Origin of the sequence: Mycobacteroides sp. H003 (genome assembly GCF_001440135.1) — a bacterium.
GTDB classification, from domain to species: domain Bacteria; phylum Actinomycetota; class Actinomycetes; order Mycobacteriales; family Mycobacteriaceae; genus Mycobacterium; species Mycobacterium gwanakae.
The window spans coordinates 345687-361175 of sequence record NZ_LJYL01000009.1 but is presented as its reverse complement, the minus strand read 5'-3'; the positions used below and the strand labels follow the sequence as shown (position 1 = coordinate 361175).

Genomic DNA, 15489 nt, shown 5'->3' with positions numbered 1-15489 from the left:
CGGAGCGATCAAACCGCCGCGGGTGCGACGAACTCGGCCGAGGAAGTCTCGGGCACCGCGTCGCGGATGTACTGGCCGATCTGTGCCAGGGACCTCTTGGCCTCGGGCACGACCTTGGTGGCCACCTGGAAGACGTGCATCTGGCCGGGCCAGACCTTGATCTCCACCGGCACACCTTGCTCGGCGAGGCGCTGCCCCAGCAGGCGCGCGTCGTACAGCAGCACCTCCGAGCCGGAGCAATGCACCAGAGTCTGTGGCATCCGGCCGTCGACCTTGTCGATGATCTCCTGGGGCGGGATGCCGCCGCCGGCCTTGGTGAGGATCTTCTGCAGCGCCTCAAAACAGTTGGGCGGCAGCATCACATCGGTCTTGGCGTTCTCATGTGCGACCTTGGGCGCAGGGTCCAGCTCGATCAGCGGGGAGATGAGGGCCAGCGCGGCCGGGACCTCACCGTCCTCTGCGAGCAGCCGCTGGACCACTGCCACCGAGAGAAAACCGCCGGCAGAATCGCCCGCGAACACGATCTGCTCCGGCGCGTACCCCTGCCCACGCAGCCAGCGGTACCCGTCCAGGCAGTCGTCGATCGCCTGATCCAGGGAGGCCTTGGGCGGCATCCGGTAGTCGACCAGCAGACACGGTGCGTCGGCGTGCTGGGAGATGGTGGACACCAAGGCGCTGTGCGTGTTTGGACCACCCACGATGAACGCGCCGCCGTGCAGGTACAAGACCACGCGTCCGGTGCCGTCCACCGGACCGACACCCTTGGCGCGAATCAACCGCGCATTGGTGTTCGGCAGCGTCACCGTCGCCTTGACCGTGCCGCGTGGGGGAACCAGGAAACGGCCCAGCTCCTCGAGTAGCCCAAACGGATACGGGAGCGTGGGCGCGTGGCTGCCGATCTGCAGGACCGTACGCACCGTCATCCGGACACCGAATCCGAGGACCCGTGCGGCCAGACTCGCCGCGTCCTCGATCACTTCGACTGCGGCGCCATCGCTCATCGGAAAGGCGCGTACCAGCGTGTTCAGGGAAGATCCGATCGACCCTGCAGGCCCGTATTCGGGGGCGCGCTTCGGTGCGGTCATCTGTTCAGGCTCCTTTGCCTAGCCAGTGTCCTGTGACGCTTCAGACTGCTAGCTGCCAGCTAGCGTCCGATGGACTATACCTATCAACAGGCAACGAACCGCTTTCGATACCGCATCGTCCACGCCTCATTTCGCGTGATGCTGGTCAGAGGACTGGCGCGGTGTGTCGCCTTCCGTGAAAATAGCCACCGTGAGCATCCTCGCCACACGCAGACGGACGATCTGGGCAGCCCTGAGCACCGGGGCCGCGGGCGCAGCGATGGGTACCGGGCTCTGGGGGGCGTACAGCTTCCTGAACGCGCAGGCCAGGCAGGTTCGCCTGGTGATCCCGAAGACTCACGACGCTCCCCCGGTTGCCGACGGCATATACGTCCAGGGCGGCGGCCCGGTGACCAGGTACAGCCGGGGCATGGAATTCGACCTGCACCTGGCGATTTTCGGAGACTCCACCGCCACCGGATACGGCTGCCACATACCCGATGAGGTACCGGGAGTGCTGCTCGCCCGCGGTTTGGCCGAAGAGTCCGGGAAACGAATCCGGCTGTCCACCAAGGCGATATCGGGCGCAACGTCCAAGGGGCTGGCCGCCCAGATCGACGCCATGTCGATCATCGGCCCGCCGCCGGATCTCGCCGTGATCATGATCGGCGCGAACGACGTGACCTCGCTCAATGCGGTGCGCGCCTCCGCGCGGCGTCTGGGCGATGCGGTCCGGCGACTGCGCACGGCCGGCTCGGCCGTGGTGGTGGGTACCTGTCCCGATTTCGGGGTGATCACCGCCATACCGCAGCCTTTGCGCGCGGTGGTGCGCTCGCGCGGGCTACGCCTGGCGCATTTCCAGGCAGCAGCGGTGCGCGCCTCCGGCGGGGTGCCGGTTCCGCTTGCTGATCTGCTGTCACCGGAGTTTCTGCAGGCACCCGAAGAGATGTTCGCCGACGACCACTATCACCCCTCCGCAGCCGGATATGCACTGGCAGCGCGCCTACTGCTCCCGGCGGTCGCGCATGCCCTCGGCGAGTGGACGGGCGGCCCCATCCCCGATTTGCCATGGGTGTCCGCTGCCGCGGAATCGCAGACCATGAGTGCCCGGATACGCGTTCTCGGACGGATCTGGCGGCGCAGCGCCGCAGAGATCGCCGTGGGTATGAACGAGCCCGCCGCCCGGGCCGACGACCTGCCCGCTGTATCCCTGCATTAGATTCCAGGGGAGTAGAACCAGTACTAATTCCCCTATATTCAGGAGTTTTCATGCCCGAAGCCGTGATCGTTTCCGTTGCCCGCTCCCCGATCGGGCGAGCCGGCAAGGGCTCGCTGGTGAGCATGCGGCCGGATGACCTGGCCGCGCAGATGGTGCGTGCCGCCCTCGACAAGGTGCCCGCACTGGATCCCAAGGACATCGACGACCTGATGCTGGGCTGCGGTCAGCCCGGTGGCGAGGCCGGTTTCAACATCGGTCGCGCGGTAGCGGTGCAGTTGGGCTACGACTTCCTGCCCGGTACCACCGTCAACCGCTACTGCTCGTCCTCGCTGCAGACCACCCGCATGGCACTGCATGCCATCAAGGCCGGTGAAGGCCACGCCTTCATTTCCGCTGGGGTGGAGACGGTTTCGCGTTTCCCGAAGGGCACCTCCGACGGCTGGCCGGACAGCCACAACCCGCTGTACGCCGATGCCGAGGCCCGCACCGCCACTGCCGCGCAGGGTGCCACCGAATGGCATGACCCGCGTAACGACAGCCTGACCCCCGATGTCTACATCGCGATGGGCCAGACCGCCGAGAACGTGGCGCTGCACACCGGCATCAGCCGCGAGGACCAGGACCACTGGGGCGTGCGCAGCCAGAACCGGGCCGAAAAGGCCATCGCCGACGGCTTTTTCGAGCGTGAGATCACCCCGGTGACCCTGGCCGACGGCACCGTGGTGTCCAAGGACGACGGCCCGCGTGCCGGCACCACCTACGAGGCGATCAGCCAGCTGAAGCCGGTCTTCCGCCCCAACGGCACCATCACCGCCGGTAACGCCTGCCCGCTCAACGACGGCGCGGCCGCGCTGGTCATCCTGAGCGACACGCGCGCCAAGGAGCTGGGCCTGACCCCGCTGGCTCGCGTCGTGTCCACCGGTGTGTCCGGCCTGTCCCCGGAGATCATGGGCCTGGGCCCGATCGAGGCCACCAAGCGTGCACTGGCGAACGCCGGCAAGACGATTGGCGATATCGACCTGTTCGAGATCAACGAGGCGTTCGCGGTGCAGGTGCTGGGCTCGGCTCGTGAGCTCGGTATCGACGAGGACAAGCTCAACGTCTCCGGCGGTGCCATCGCCCTGGGACACCCCTTCGGTATGACCGGTGCGCGCATCACCGCCACCCTGCTCAACAACCTGACCACCTACGACAAGACCTTCGGTGTCGAGACCATGTGTGTCGGCGGCGGCCAGGGTATGGCGATGGTCATCGAGCGCCTCGCCTAGTTCGCCCCTTTCTCCACAACGAGACCGAGGTTGTGGTGGGTTCGTCTCAGACATTCCCGCCACAACCTCGGTCTCGTTGCTACTAAAGTTCAGTCGCGATGACCACTATCGGAACTCCCCTGTCACCGCGCGCGACGCGGGTCATGCTGCTCGGCGCCGGCGAGCTCGGCCGTGAGGTGCTGATCGCCCTGCAACGCCTGGGCGTCGAGACCATCGCCGTCGACCGCTACGAGAACGCCCCCGGGCACCAGATCGCTCACCACGCGCGCGTCATCTCGATGACCGACCCCGAGCAGCTGCGCACCCTGATCGAGGCGGAGAAGCCCGATCTGGTGGTCCCCGAGATCGAGGCGATCGCCACCGCCACCCTGGAAGCCCTGGAGGCCGAGGGCACGGTACGGGTAATCCCCACCTCCCGCGCTGCCCGGCTCACCATGGACCGCGAGGGCATCCGGCGCCTGGCGGCCGAGACACTCGGATTACCCACCAGCCCTTACCAATTCTGCGACTCACTGGCCGAGCTGCAGGCCGCGATCGACGGCGGTATCGGGTACCCGTGCGTCGTCAAGCCGCTGATGAGCAGCTCCGGCAAGGGACAGAGCAAGCTCGACGGACCGGCCGATGTCGAGAAGGCCTGGGACTACGCGATGGCGGGCAGCCGGGTAACCAACAACCGCGTGATCGTCGAGGGATTCGTCGACTTCGATTATGAGATCACGCAGTTGACGGTCAGGGCGCTGGGAGACGGCGGAGAGATCGAGACGAGCTTCTGCGCGCCGATCGGGCACCGGCAGGCCAACGGGGACTACGTCGAGAGCTGGCAGCCGCACCCCATGTCGGATGAAGCCCTGCAGAGTGCACAGCACATCGCACGTGCTGTCACCGAAAACCTGGGTGGGCAGGGAATTTTCGGCGTCGAACTGTTCGTCAAGGGCGACCAGGTGTACTTCAGCGAAGTGAGCCCCCGCCCGCACGACACGGGCATGGTCACCATGATCACGCAGTGGCAGAACGAGTTCGAACTGCACGCGCGCGCCATCCTCGGGCTTCCCGTCGACACGTCGTTGAAGACCCCGGGTGCCAGCGCGGTGATCTATGGCGGGGTCGACGCGGAAGGTGTCGTGTTCGATGGGCTCGAGGCCGCCCTGGCCGTGCCGCGCACCGATCTGCGGTTGTTCGGGAAGCCGGAGAGTTTCGTCACCCGCCGTATGGGAGTGGCCCTGGCGTACGACCCGGACGTGGAGACCGCGCGGCGCAATGCCGCAGAGGCTGCGGGCAGGGTCCGCGTTTCTCGGTGACATGAAAAAGGGCGCCCCGCGAACGGGGCGCCCTTTTTTGTTGTCGACAACTAGTCGTTCTGGAAGTAGCTCAGCAGTCGCAGGATCTCGACGTAGAGCCAGACCAGGGTGACGGCCAGCCCCAGGGCGATACCCCAGGCGGCCTTCTCCGGCGCACCGGCGCGCACCAGCTGATCGGCCGCGTCGAAGTCGACCAGGAAGCTGAACGCGGCAATGCCGATGCAGACCAGCGAGAAGATGATCGCGATCGGGCCACCGCTGCGCAGACCCATGTCGATACCGAAGAAGCCGAGCACCAGGTTGCCCAGCGCCAGCACCAGCACACCGACCAGACCGGCCAGCAGCATCCGCTGGAACTTGGGCGTCACGCGGATGGCGCCGGAGCGGTACACGAACAACATGCCGATGAACACACCGACGGTGCCGAGGACTGCCTGACCGATCAGCGCACCCGCGCTGGCCCCTCCCACACCCACGCTGGCCGGGATGACAAACGAAATGGCACCCACGAAAAGGCCCTCGAGCGCCGCGTAGCTCAGCACGATCGCCGGGTTGTCCTGCTTACGCCCGAAGCTGGCGATCATCACCATGATGAAACCGCCGATGCCACCGACCGCGAGGAACGGCAGCGCCAGCCCGGTGTTGGAGCTGATCAAGAAGAACGCGGCCGCGGCGACGGCGACGATCACGCCGAGAGTGATACCGGTCTTGGTCACCACATCGTCGATGGTCAGTGGCCGGGATACGCCGGCCTGCGCCTCCGGGTACGCGGTGTAGGGGTCCTGCCGCAGCTGCTGGGCCGCCATGGCACCGGCACCTGCAGCGCCCGACCCGAACTGCGCATAGCCGCCACCCTCTTTTCCGGGCAGCGACCGAAGAATGGGATTGCTGGTGGTTCGCACCGTCGTGATCCTCTCCTGGAAGTGCGGTGCCGCGATATGCGGCCTCCGCGGATGACGTCAAACAAGTCAACTGGACGTTTAACGAGCAGGCAAGTGCAAGAGTTCCATGCTTACGCCACAGGTTCCCGAACTGTCCGGCCACGTCGTGGCCTCACAGTACCGCTCGCGGCCTGCCGCTGTGGCAAATCCCTGTGAGATCCCTGTGAACACCAGGGTTTTTAGCTGGAAGTCCTACTAGACATTACATGGATGTCCAACTAGATTCAGAAGTGCCGACCTCCCGGATATCCAACCGTTTCCCAAGGGGCTACACCATGAGTTCGTTACCGCAACTGTCACATTTCGTCGCCGGTAAGCACGTCCCCGGCACTTCCGGCCGCTATGCCGACGTCTACGACCCGACGTTGGGCAAGCCGGTACGGCAGGTGCCGCTGGCAGACGTTTCCGAAGTCGAGGCGGCCATCGCGAACGCCGCCGAAGCTCAGCCCGGCTGGGCCGCCCGCAACCCTCAGCAACGCGCTCGTGTGCTCGCCAAGTTCGTCGACCTGGTTCGCGCGGAGATCGACGACCTGGCCACCATGCTGTCCCAGGAGCACGGCAAGACGCATGCCGACGCCAAGGGCGATATCGAACGCGGGCTCGAGGTCTGCGAATTCGCCACCGGCATCCCCCACCTCATCAAGGGCGAGTACACCAGCGGCGCGGGCACGGGTATCGACGTGTACTCCATCCGCCAGCCCCTGGGCGTGGTCGCGGGCATCACCCCGTTCAACTTCCCCGCCATGATTCCGCTCTGGAAGGCCGGGCCCGCACTGGCATGTGGAAACGCCTTCGTGCTCAAGCCCTCCGAACGCGACCCGTCGGTGCCGCTGCGCCTGGCCGAGCTGTTCCTCGAAGCAGGACTGCCACCCGGCGTCTTCAACGTCGTCAACGGTGACAAGACCGCCGTCGACGCGCTGCTGCACGATCCGCGCATCGCCGCCGTCGGCTTCGTCGGATCGACCCCGATCGCGCAGTACATCTACGAGACCGCCACCGCGAACGGCAAACGCGCCCAATGCTTTGGCGGCGCCAAGAACCACATGATCATCATGCCGGACGCCGATATCGACCAGGCCATCGATGCGCTCATCGGTGCGGGATACGGCTCGGCCGGCGAGCGCTGTATGGCGATCTCGGTCGCGGTACCTGTCGGCGAGTCCACCGCCGAACGGCTCGTCGACGGCCTGACCAAGCGCGCCCGCGAGCTGGTGGTCGGACCATCCCTGGACGAGGGCGTCGACTTCGGCCCGCTAGTGGGCGCCGACGCCCTCAAGAGGGTGCGCGACTACATCGATATCGGCATCGCCGAGGGAGCCGAGCTGGTCCTGGACGGCCGCGATCTGACCGTATCCGGACATGAGGATGGATTCTTCATCGGCGCATCACTTTTCGACCACGTGACACCCGACATGCGCATCTACAAAGAAGAGATCTTCGGGCCGGTGGTATCGGTGGTGCGCGCCAAGGATTACGACGAGGCCGTGCGGCTGCCGTCCGAGCATGAGTTCGGTAATGGTGTCGCGATCTTCACCCGCGACGGCGACACCGCACGCGACTTCTGCGCCAAGGTCAACACCGGAATGGTCGGCGTGAATGTGCCGATTCCGGTTCCGGTGGCGTACCACACGTTTGGCGGCTGGAAGCGATCCGGATTCGGCGACCTCAACCAGCACGGGCCCGACTCGATCCGGTTCTACACTAAGACCAAGACGGTGACGCAGCGTTGGCCCTCGGGCACCAAGGAAGGCGCTTCCTTCGTCATTCCCACCATGGACTGAGTGGACTGTCCATGTTCAATCTCACCGACGAGCAGCGCGAAATCTGGAATACGGCACGGGAATTCGCCGATATCCATATCGCGCCGCACGCCCTGGAATGGGACCGCGACAAGTACTTCCCGGTCGAGGTGTTCCCGAAGGCCGCGGCACTGGGCATGGGTGGCATCTATATCAACCCCGATGTCGGGGGCTCCGGGCTCACCCGCCTGGATGCCTCGTTGATCTTCGAGGCGATGGCCACCGGGTGCTCCGCCGTCTCGGCGTTCATCTCCATCCACAATATGGCCGCCTGGATGATCGACGAGTTCGGCGATGAGGAGCAGCGCCAGCGATGGCTGCCCTCGATGTGCACTATGGAGACGATCGGGGCCTATTGCCTTACCGAGCCCGAATGCGGCAGTGACGCATCGGCCTTGCGGACCAGCGCGGTTCGCGACGGTGACGAGTACGTGCTCAACGGCGTCAAACAGTTCATCTCGGGCGCGGGAGCGGCGGACCTCTACGTGGTGATGGCGCGCACCGGTGGCCCCGGCCCACGGGGCATCTCGACCATCGTGGTGCCCAAGGACGCGCCGGGACTGTCCTTCGGGCCGCCCGAGCGCAAGATGGGCTGGCACGCCCAGCCCACCGCGCAGGTCGTCTTCGAGGATGTCCGGGTGCCGGTGGGCAACCGGATCGGCGAGGAAGGCATCGGATTCACCATCGCGATGCGCGGCCTCAACGGCGGCCGGCTCAACATCGCGTCCTGCTCACTCGGGGGTGCCCGATCCGCACTGGAGAAGGTCATCGAGTACCTGCGCACACGCAAGGCATTCGGTGACGAGCTGATCAAGTTCCAGGCGCTGCAGTTCAGGCTGGCGGATATGGCCACCGAGCTGGAATCCGCCCGCACCATGGTCTGGCGTGCGGCCTCAGCGGTGCACGAGGGCGATCCGCGTGCAGCCGAGCTGTGTGCCATGGCCAAACGCATCGCCACTGACGTAGGTTTCACGGTGGCCAACGAGGCGTTGCAGCTACACGGCGGCTACGGCTACCTGGCCGAGTACGGCATCGAGAAGATCGTCCGCGACCTACGGGTGCACCAGATTCTGGAAGGAACCAACGAGATCATGCGAGTCATCGTGTCCCGCAAGCTTATCCAGGAAGGGCTTCCGGCGTGACGGATCAGATCCAGACGCGGGTCGAAAAGGGCGTCGGCTTGCTGACGCTCAACCGCCCCAAGGCCATCAACTCACTGACAAACGACATGATCACCGCGATGTCGGTGGCCCTGGCCGAGTGGGAGGCCGACGACGACATCCGCGCCGTGGTGCTCTCCGGCGCCGGGGAACGCGGCCTGTGCGCCGGGGGCGACGTGGTGGAGATCCACGACAGCGCCAAGATCGACGGCGTGGTGGCCCGCCGTTTCTTCCGCGAGGAGTACCAACTCAACGCGCAGGTCGGCCGGTTCCCGAAACCGTATGTGGCGCTGATGGATGGCATCGTGATGGGCGGCGGTGTCGGAGTGGCCGGACATGCCAACACCCGCATCGTCACCGACACCTCCAAGGTCGGCATGCCCGAGGTGGGCATCGGATTCATCCCGGATGTGGGCGGAACCTATCTGCTTTCCCGTGCCCCGGGACAGCTGGGACTGCACGCCGCACTGACCGGCGCCCCCTTCTCCGGTGCCGACGCCATCGCGTTGGGATTCGCCGACCATTACGTGCCCCATGACCGGCTTGAGAAGTTCGTCAAGGCCATCATCGATAGCGATATCGCCACCGCGCTCACAGTGCACGGTGCCATCGCTCCGTCGAGTGACCTTTTGGCCCAACGTAGTTGGATCGACGAGTGCTACGCCGCCGACACCGTCGCCGATATCGTGGCCGCACTGCAGGCCTACGGCGACGAACGTGCCCGCGCGGCCGCCGATCAGATCCTGACCCGCTCCCCCATCGCCTTGTCGGTAACGCTCGCAGCAGTGCGGCGGGCACGCGAACTGCCCTCGCTGGAAGCAGTTCTCACGCAGGAGTACCGGGTGTCCAGCCAGTCGGTGAGCTCCCACGACCTCGTCGAGGGCATCAGGGCGCAGCTGGTCGACAAGGACCGCAACCCGCAGTGGAATCCGAAGACACTCGCCGAGGTCACCGCGGCCGATGTCGAGGCCTTCTTCCAGCCGGTCAACGACGATCTGGAGTGGTCGTGACGAACATTGCCTTTATCGGCTTGGGCCACATGGGGTTACCGATGGCGGTCAACCTCACGAAGGCCGGGCACACCGTGACCGCCTTCGACCTGTCCGAGCAGGCACGTGCTGCTGCCACCGAGGCCGGCGTGCCGCTGGCGGAATCGGGCGCGGCGGCAGCGGCGGCCGCCGATGTGGTGATCACCATGTTGCCCAAGGGTGAGCATGTGCTCGCCGCGTACCAGGAGCTGCTGCCCGCAGCGCGTCCGGGCACGCTGTTCATAGACTCCTCCACCGTCGATGTGGCCGACGCCCGCGCCGCACATGATGCGGCGACGGCGGCGGGGCATCGCTTCGCCGACGCACCGGTTTCCGGCGGTGTGCCCGGCGCCACCGCGGCGACGTTGACGTTCATGGTGGGCGGCGATGACGCGGTGTTCGCCGACGCAGAACCGATTCTGGGGGCCATGGGCAAGCGCATCGTGCACTGCGGCGGTCCCGGTGTGGGGCAGGCCGCGAAGATCTGCAACAACATGATCCTCGGGGTGTCGATGATCGCGATCAGCGAGGCGTTCGCACTGGGCGAGAAGCTCGGTCTGAGCCATCAGGCGCTTTTCGATGTCGCGGCCAACGCCTCGGGCCAGTGCTGGGCTCTGACGTCGAACTGTCCGGTGCCCGGCCCGGTGCCCACCAGCCCCGCCAATCGCGACTACACACCCGGCTTCGCGGTCGCGCTGATGGCCAAGGACCTGGGGCTGGCCGCCAATGCGGTGCGCACCAACGGCGTTGATGCACAGCTCGGTCTCGCGGCCGCCCACATCTACGACGACTTCAATACCTCGGGCGGCTCGGGCCTAGACTTCTCGGCGATCTTCACGCGAATTCAAGGAGCGTCATGACTTTCGAAACCATCCTCACCGAGCGGATCGACCGCGTCGCTGTCATCACCCTGAACCGGCCCAAGGCGCTCAACGCGCTGAACTCACAGGTGATGAATGAGGTCACTACCGCCGCAGCGGAATTCGACGCCGATCAGGGCATCGGGGCGATCATCATCACCGGTAGCGAGAAGGCGTTCGCGGCGGGTGCCGATATCAAGGAGATGGCCGACCAGTCGTTCAGCGACATGTTCGGCTCCGACTTCTTCGCCGCCTGGGGCAAGTTGGGTGCGGTACGGACTCCGACGATCGCCGCGGTGAGCGGATACGCCCTCGGCGGTGGCTGTGAGCTGGCCATGATGTGCGACCTGATCATCGCCGCCGAGAACGCCAAGTTCGGGCAGCCCGAGATCAAGCTGGGCGTGCTGCCCGGTATGGGCGGCTCGCAGCGGCTCACCCGTGCCATCGGCAAGGCGAAGGCCATGGACATGATCCTCACCGGGCGCAACATGGATGCGGCCGAGGCCGAGCGCAGTGGTCTGGTGTCACGCGTGGTCGCCACCGAGAGCCTGCTCGACGAGGCCAAGGCCGTCGCGAAGACCATCTCCGAGATGTCCCTATCGGCCTCGATGATGGCCAAGGAAGCCGTCAACCGGGCCTTCGAGTCCAGCCTCGCCGAGGGATTGCTGTTCGAGCGCAGGATCTTCCACTCGGCATTCGGCACCGCCGACCAGTCAGAGGGCATGGCCGCGTTCGTCGAGAAGCGCCCCGCCAACTTCAGTCACCGGTAAAGATTCGCCGGAACCATGACTCTGCCGTTCGATCCCGTCGACGATGCCCATCGCCATTGGGTCGAGAACGGCTGGGGTGAGGTCGCCGACGGGATGGCCGCCGTCACGTCGGTGATGCGTGCGCACCAGATCATGCTGGCGCGGGTCCAAGATGTGTTGCGCCCACACGGTTTGACCTTCTCGCGTTACGAGCTGCTGATGCTGCTCTCATTCAGCCGGGCGGGCTCCATGCCGATGGCCAAAGCCAGTGCGCGGCTTCAGGTTCACCCCACCTCGGTGACCAACACGGTGGACCGGCTGGAGGAGGCGGGGCTGGTGCGCCGGGTGCCCAACCCCGCCGACGGACGCGGCACGCTGGTGGAGATCACCGATGCCGGACGCGATCTTGGTTCGGTGGCGACCACCGACCTGAACGCCAAGGTGTTCGCACAGATCGGGCTGTCATCCTCACGCACCCGCACGCTGGTGTCGGTGCTGACGCACCTGCGGCGCGACGCGGGCGACTTCGGCTAAAGCCAGACGTCCTGGACCTCGCGCACGTGGTGCCCGCCTAGATCAGGATGCCCTTGTCCTTGAGGGCCTTGTATCCGCCGATGACGTCGGTGGCCCGGTACAGACCGATCTCCTGCAGCGAGGCCGCGGCCAGGCTGGAGGTGTAGCCCTCCTGGCACAGGATGACCCACTCGATGTCGTGATTGCCCGCCTCAGGGATGCGGGCGTCGCTCTCGGGGTCCAGCCGCCATTCCAGGACATTGCGCTCGATGACGAAGGCGTTGACCACTTCGCCCTCTTGCGCACGTTGTGCCGCGGGGCGAATGTCGACCAGGAATGCGCCCCTACCCAGCGCGGTGGGGACCTCGTCGGCGGGCAGGCGCCGCAGCCGACCACGCGCGGTGGCCAGCAGATCATGCACCGTCATGCCGCCGGCCCTTCGGGCTCGTCGGTAAGGATGGTGCGGCTGCGCCGCAACGTCTTGGCCTGGGTTACTTCGTAATACGACATCGCGGTCAGCGGCGGCGAGTACGCGTGCACGCTCAACGTGGGTCCGGTGGCGATGCGCACGGGAGCCTCGGGTGCGCGCATCACATCGTGCACCCAGCCCAGCGGAAATCCCGCTTGATCGCCTGCGTCGAGCCGACGGCGCACCAGTTGGCTTCCGTCCCAGCGATATTCATGCAGCGAGCCGTTGAGCACGGTCAGCGCGCCGAGCGAGCCGCAGTGGTCGTGCAACTCGGTGGACTTGTCGGGCACCCAGCTGATCAGCCAGACATCGAGCTCGTCGTCGGCGTGAATGCGGGTGGCCCAGCGCTCGTCGACCGGAAGGCCGCCCTCGGGCAGCAGATGGTCGAAGCGGCCGTGCAGGGCGTCGTCGGCGCCCTCATCGGTGATGCGGAGCAGATCCGGCAGGCGCAGGCGAGTGGGCGAGGATCCGGCGGAGGCGGGGCGGCGCAGATCCAGGACAGATGCAGTGGTCATGAAGGCTCAAATCGATGGCAGGGGCAGGGATGGTGGCGGCTAGCCGCAACACCACCCCTGAAAACCCCTGTGTCCCATCACAGCTGAAATGGTACCGGCGTTTTCCAGCGGTTTTGCCTCCAGAGCAAAAGCTCTGAGTGAGTAAATGTTGCCGCTGGTAGGCACTTGCTACTTTGGAGTGGTGACCGCCCCAATCCGCATCGCCGCGACCCTGATGGCCCTCTGCGTCCCGTTGATCGGTGCGGCATGCACGTCGAAATCCGACGAGAAGGCGGCCCCCAACCCGGCCGGTACCTCCGCCACCCCGATCGAGGCACCGGCGGCACAGCCTCCCGCCTCCGGCTCGGGGATGTCCCCGGCGGGCGTCACAACGTCGGTGGACGCCGCACCCAGTTCCCTGGAGGAGGAGTACTACCAAGCCTGCCGTGCGGCCGCCGACTGGATGATCGGGAAGCAGGATGGTCCCGCCCAGCTCGTGGAGGGCTACCTGCAGTCCATCCAGACCAATGGGAACGTCGGCCCCGGGACTTTTCACAAGTCCTGGCACGAACTGCCCGCGGACCGGCAAGCTGCGGTGATCGTGGCGACGAACGCCGCAGCCGAGCAGCAGTGCTAAGAACTGCCCGATAGGGCCCTTATCGACACTCCTTGCGATTCAACAATATTCGGAGAAATCTGACGCGATCGCAACACTCAGCAAACATCGAGTAATGCACGTAACCTCACCTTGGATGAACCTGTACACGGTGTTAGCATGCTCCGGTCAGTGCTCATGGGGTCACGGATGCAATGAATGTGTCCACTCACCGAACGGACGGTAACGACGTTGGCAAATTCAGATCAGCTTCCCCCGAAGCCCACGCTTGTTCATTGGACGATCGTCGGAGCGGCGATTGTCGCAACCATCGTCGCGGCGGTTGTCGGCTTCACGGCAGGCGATACCGAGCTCGTCCGATTCGTGCAGGGCATCGTCACACCGCTGCTCGCTCTCGTCTCCGGGATCTTGATTGCCGATCTGTATCACCGCATTCAGCAGAGCAACAAGCTTGATCGCAATGTCGGGCAGTCGGCGTACGCGACGATGGTGACCCTGCAGGGCATGATCGACGTGGACAAGCACCTTGCGACCGCCTCGAACGATCTCAATGAGGGCAACAAGCAGTCCGCCTCCAGCGCGCTGAACCTCGCGCTGACCATCAGCCGCCTGACTTTGCGCCACGCCTTCCAGGCCCTGCGCGAGTCGGAGAATGTCTCGAGCACCGCGGTGGCCAAGGCCAAGACCGATTTCGCGACGGCCGAGACCGCCGGACAGCCGGAGCGGCAAAAGATCGAGACCGCGTCGCGCCCGAACAACTACACCGTCGGCGTGGGCAATGCCTGAAGAGACGAAACCAGCGGAGCAATCGGCTGGTGAGCTGGAGCCGGAGCCCGTCGACCCCATCATCGGGAAGGTCGCCGATATCGTCGACCGCTACTCGGTGCTGGTCAACAAGGGCGATGAGGCCGGTGTCGAGGTCGGGATGATCTTCTCGGTCATCGGGGCCACCGGGACCGCGGTACGTGACCCGGAAACCGGCGATGACCTGGGCACCCTGCCCATCGAAAAGGCACGCATCCGGGTCACCGAGGTGTACTCGAAGTTCTGCCAGGCCGAGACCTACCGCATCACCGAACCCGCAGTCGCCGGTCTGATCAGCGACATCCTGCAGGAACAGTGGCCGGGAACCACCGATGAGTTCGGCCGCGAGCAGTTCCAACTCAATGTCGTGCCCACTCCCACGGTGCCGGACGCGACCGAGGTACACATTGTCGTCGGCGACTACGTCTGCGAGCTCACACCGGTTTCGTAGTTTTTTGCGTAATTTCGGTGCATTTTCGTGCGTTCAACGCACCTTTTTCCACCGAAATCGACCGATGACCAATTGGTGAACATCGAAAAACTCACCTATTGGCCCCGTTTGCATTGTTACGTTCGGTTCATGGATACCAATCTGATGAAACGAGCAGCAGGCGCGGTTTCCATCGTCGCCATGTCCGCAGCAGTCGTTGTCGCGTGTTCTCAAGATGACAAAAACGCCGCCAAGGAGTCGCTGTCGAGCGCGACCAGTGCGGCATCCTCGGCCATCAGCGCTGGTGGTAGCGCCGCATCGAGTGCCGCATCGTCGGCCAGCAGTGCGGTGTCCTCCGTCGTGGCCGGGGCGCCCTCCACCGTCAACGTGCCAGGTGTCGGAGATGTGACGCTGGAGCCGCCGGTTGCCGAGGCGTACACCAAGGCCGGTGGAGAAGCCAAGCTCGGCCTGCCGACCGGTCAGCCCGAGAAGGTGGGCGACGGCACGGTGCAGGCCTTCGCCAAGGGCACGATCTTCAGCTCGCCGTCCACCGGTGCACATCTGGTTCAGGGCGAAATCCTGAAGGTGTACACCGAGCAGGGTGGCGCAGGCGGCACGCTCGGCTTCCCCACCGCCGACGAGGCGGAGACGGCCGGCGGACCCGACGTCGCCAAGGGCGGCTGGATCGGCGAATTCCAGAAGGGCACCATCACCTGGCTGAACCAGGGCGACGGCACCTTCAAGGAGACCGTCACCCCGAAGTAGTGATTGGCTACC

17 protein-coding genes are annotated in these 15489 nt (G+C 65.5%); 13 read left to right on the top strand and 4 right to left on the bottom strand.

Features of this window, described 5'->3' with window-relative positions:
• Positions 1 to 8 precede the first annotated feature (8 nt).
• A complete protein-coding gene (locus AOT87_RS02015; RefSeq protein WP_057967219.1) occupies positions 9 to 1085 on the bottom strand; it encodes an alpha/beta hydrolase in 1077 nt (358 codons plus the stop codon).
• Positions 1086 to 1275: 190 nt separating this feature from the next.
• On the opposite strand from AOT87_RS02015, the gene AOT87_RS02010 reads away from it, so the two are divergent.
• The 3 genes from AOT87_RS02010 (at position 1276) to purT (ending at position 4849) form a co-directional block, all read left to right on the top strand.
• Positions 1276 to 2283: an SGNH/GDSL hydrolase family protein gene (locus AOT87_RS02010; RefSeq protein WP_057967220.1), complete on the top strand. Its 1008-nt coding sequence runs from the start codon at positions 1276 to 1278 to the stop codon at positions 2281 to 2283.
• A gap of 50 nt (positions 2284 to 2333) precedes the next feature.
• Positions 2334 to 3551, top strand: a complete 1218-nt coding sequence (locus AOT87_RS02005) for an acetyl-CoA C-acetyltransferase (RefSeq protein ID WP_057967221.1) — start codon at positions 2334 to 2336, stop codon at positions 3549 to 3551.
• A 98-nt stretch (positions 3552 to 3649) separates the two neighbouring features.
• On the top strand, positions 3650 to 4849 hold the full coding sequence (gene purT, locus AOT87_RS02000) for a formate-dependent phosphoribosylglycinamide formyltransferase (protein WP_057967222.1): 1200 nt from the start codon (positions 3650 to 3652) through the stop codon (positions 4847 to 4849).
• A gap of 50 nt (positions 4850 to 4899) precedes the next feature.
• Here purT and AOT87_RS01995 read toward each other — a convergent pair whose 3' ends face one another.
• A complete protein-coding gene (locus tag AOT87_RS01995) occupies positions 4900 to 5751 on the bottom strand; it encodes a Bax inhibitor-1/YccA family protein (RefSeq protein WP_046252798.1) in 852 nt (283 codons plus the stop codon).
• Between the two features lie 314 nt (positions 5752 to 6065).
• On the opposite strand from AOT87_RS01995, the gene AOT87_RS01990 reads away from it, so the two are divergent.
• The 6 genes from AOT87_RS01990 to AOT87_RS01965 are packed head-to-tail and all read left to right on the top strand — an operon-like array spanning position 6066 to position 11920.
• Positions 6066 to 7571, top strand: coding sequence for a CoA-acylating methylmalonate-semialdehyde dehydrogenase (locus AOT87_RS01990; RefSeq protein ID WP_057967223.1), 1506 nt, complete (start codon positions 6066 to 6068; stop codon positions 7569 to 7571).
• Positions 7572 to 7582: 11 nt separating this feature from the next.
• Positions 7583 to 8731, top strand: coding sequence for an isobutyryl-CoA dehydrogenase (locus AOT87_RS01985; protein ID WP_046252796.1), 1149 nt, complete (start codon positions 7583 to 7585; stop codon positions 8729 to 8731).
• Positions 8728 to 9759, top strand: a complete 1032-nt coding sequence (locus tag AOT87_RS01980; RefSeq protein ID WP_057967224.1) for an enoyl-CoA hydratase/isomerase family protein — start codon at positions 8728 to 8730, stop codon at positions 9757 to 9759. The genes AOT87_RS01985 and AOT87_RS01980 overlap by 4 nt, the downstream gene beginning before the upstream one ends.
• Positions 9756 to 10637 (top strand): 3-hydroxyisobutyrate dehydrogenase, encoded by an 882-nt coding sequence (gene mmsB / locus AOT87_RS01975; RefSeq protein ID WP_057967236.1) that lies wholly within the window; start codon positions 9756 to 9758, stop codon positions 10635 to 10637. Before AOT87_RS01980 ends, mmsB begins: the two co-directional genes overlap by 4 nt.
• A complete protein-coding gene (locus AOT87_RS01970) occupies positions 10634 to 11407 on the top strand; it encodes an enoyl-CoA hydratase (protein WP_057967225.1) in 774 nt (257 codons plus the stop codon). Before mmsB ends, AOT87_RS01970 begins: the two co-directional genes overlap by 4 nt.
• A 15-nt stretch (positions 11408 to 11422) precedes the next feature.
• On the top strand, positions 11423 to 11920 hold the full coding sequence (locus AOT87_RS01965; RefSeq protein WP_057967226.1) for a MarR family transcriptional regulator: 498 nt from the start codon (positions 11423 to 11425) through the stop codon (positions 11918 to 11920).
• A gap of 37 nt (positions 11921 to 11957) precedes the next feature.
• On the opposite strand, the gene AOT87_RS01960 is transcribed toward AOT87_RS01965, so the two are convergent.
• Both AOT87_RS01960 and AOT87_RS01955 read right to left on the bottom strand, forming a co-directional pair.
• The gene (locus tag AOT87_RS01960; protein WP_046252793.1) at positions 11958 to 12326 is read right to left on the bottom strand and encodes a rhodanese-like domain-containing protein; all 369 of its coding nucleotides are present in this window, start codon (positions 12324 to 12326) and stop codon (positions 11958 to 11960) included.
• The gene (locus AOT87_RS01955) at positions 12323 to 12883 is read right to left on the bottom strand and encodes a cysteine dioxygenase family protein (RefSeq protein WP_057967227.1); all 561 of its coding nucleotides are present in this window, start codon (positions 12881 to 12883) and stop codon (positions 12323 to 12325) included. The genes AOT87_RS01960 and AOT87_RS01955 overlap by 4 nt, the downstream gene beginning before the upstream one ends.
• Before the next feature lie 145 nt (positions 12884 to 13028).
• Between AOT87_RS01955 and AOT87_RS28245 the strand changes: the two genes are divergently transcribed.
• The 4 genes from AOT87_RS28245 (at position 13029) to AOT87_RS29565 (ending at position 15477) form a co-directional block, all read left to right on the top strand.
• Entirely contained in the window at positions 13029 to 13499 is a 471-nt protein-coding gene (locus AOT87_RS28245) for a lipoprotein LpqV (protein WP_109398646.1), read from the top strand.
• Between the two features lie 177 nt (positions 13500 to 13676).
• On the top strand, positions 13677 to 14264 hold the full coding sequence (locus AOT87_RS01945) for a hypothetical protein (RefSeq protein WP_057967228.1): 588 nt from the start codon (positions 13677 to 13679) through the stop codon (positions 14262 to 14264).
• A complete protein-coding gene (locus tag AOT87_RS01940) occupies positions 14257 to 14733 on the top strand; it encodes a hypothetical protein (protein ID WP_030094632.1) in 477 nt (158 codons plus the stop codon). Before AOT87_RS01945 ends, AOT87_RS01940 begins: the two co-directional genes overlap by 8 nt.
• A 129-nt stretch (positions 14734 to 14862) precedes the next feature.
• A complete protein-coding gene (locus AOT87_RS29565) occupies positions 14863 to 15477 on the top strand; it encodes a hypothetical protein (protein WP_101312662.1) in 615 nt (204 codons plus the stop codon).
• The last annotated feature ends 12 nt before the right edge of the window (positions 15478 to 15489 follow it).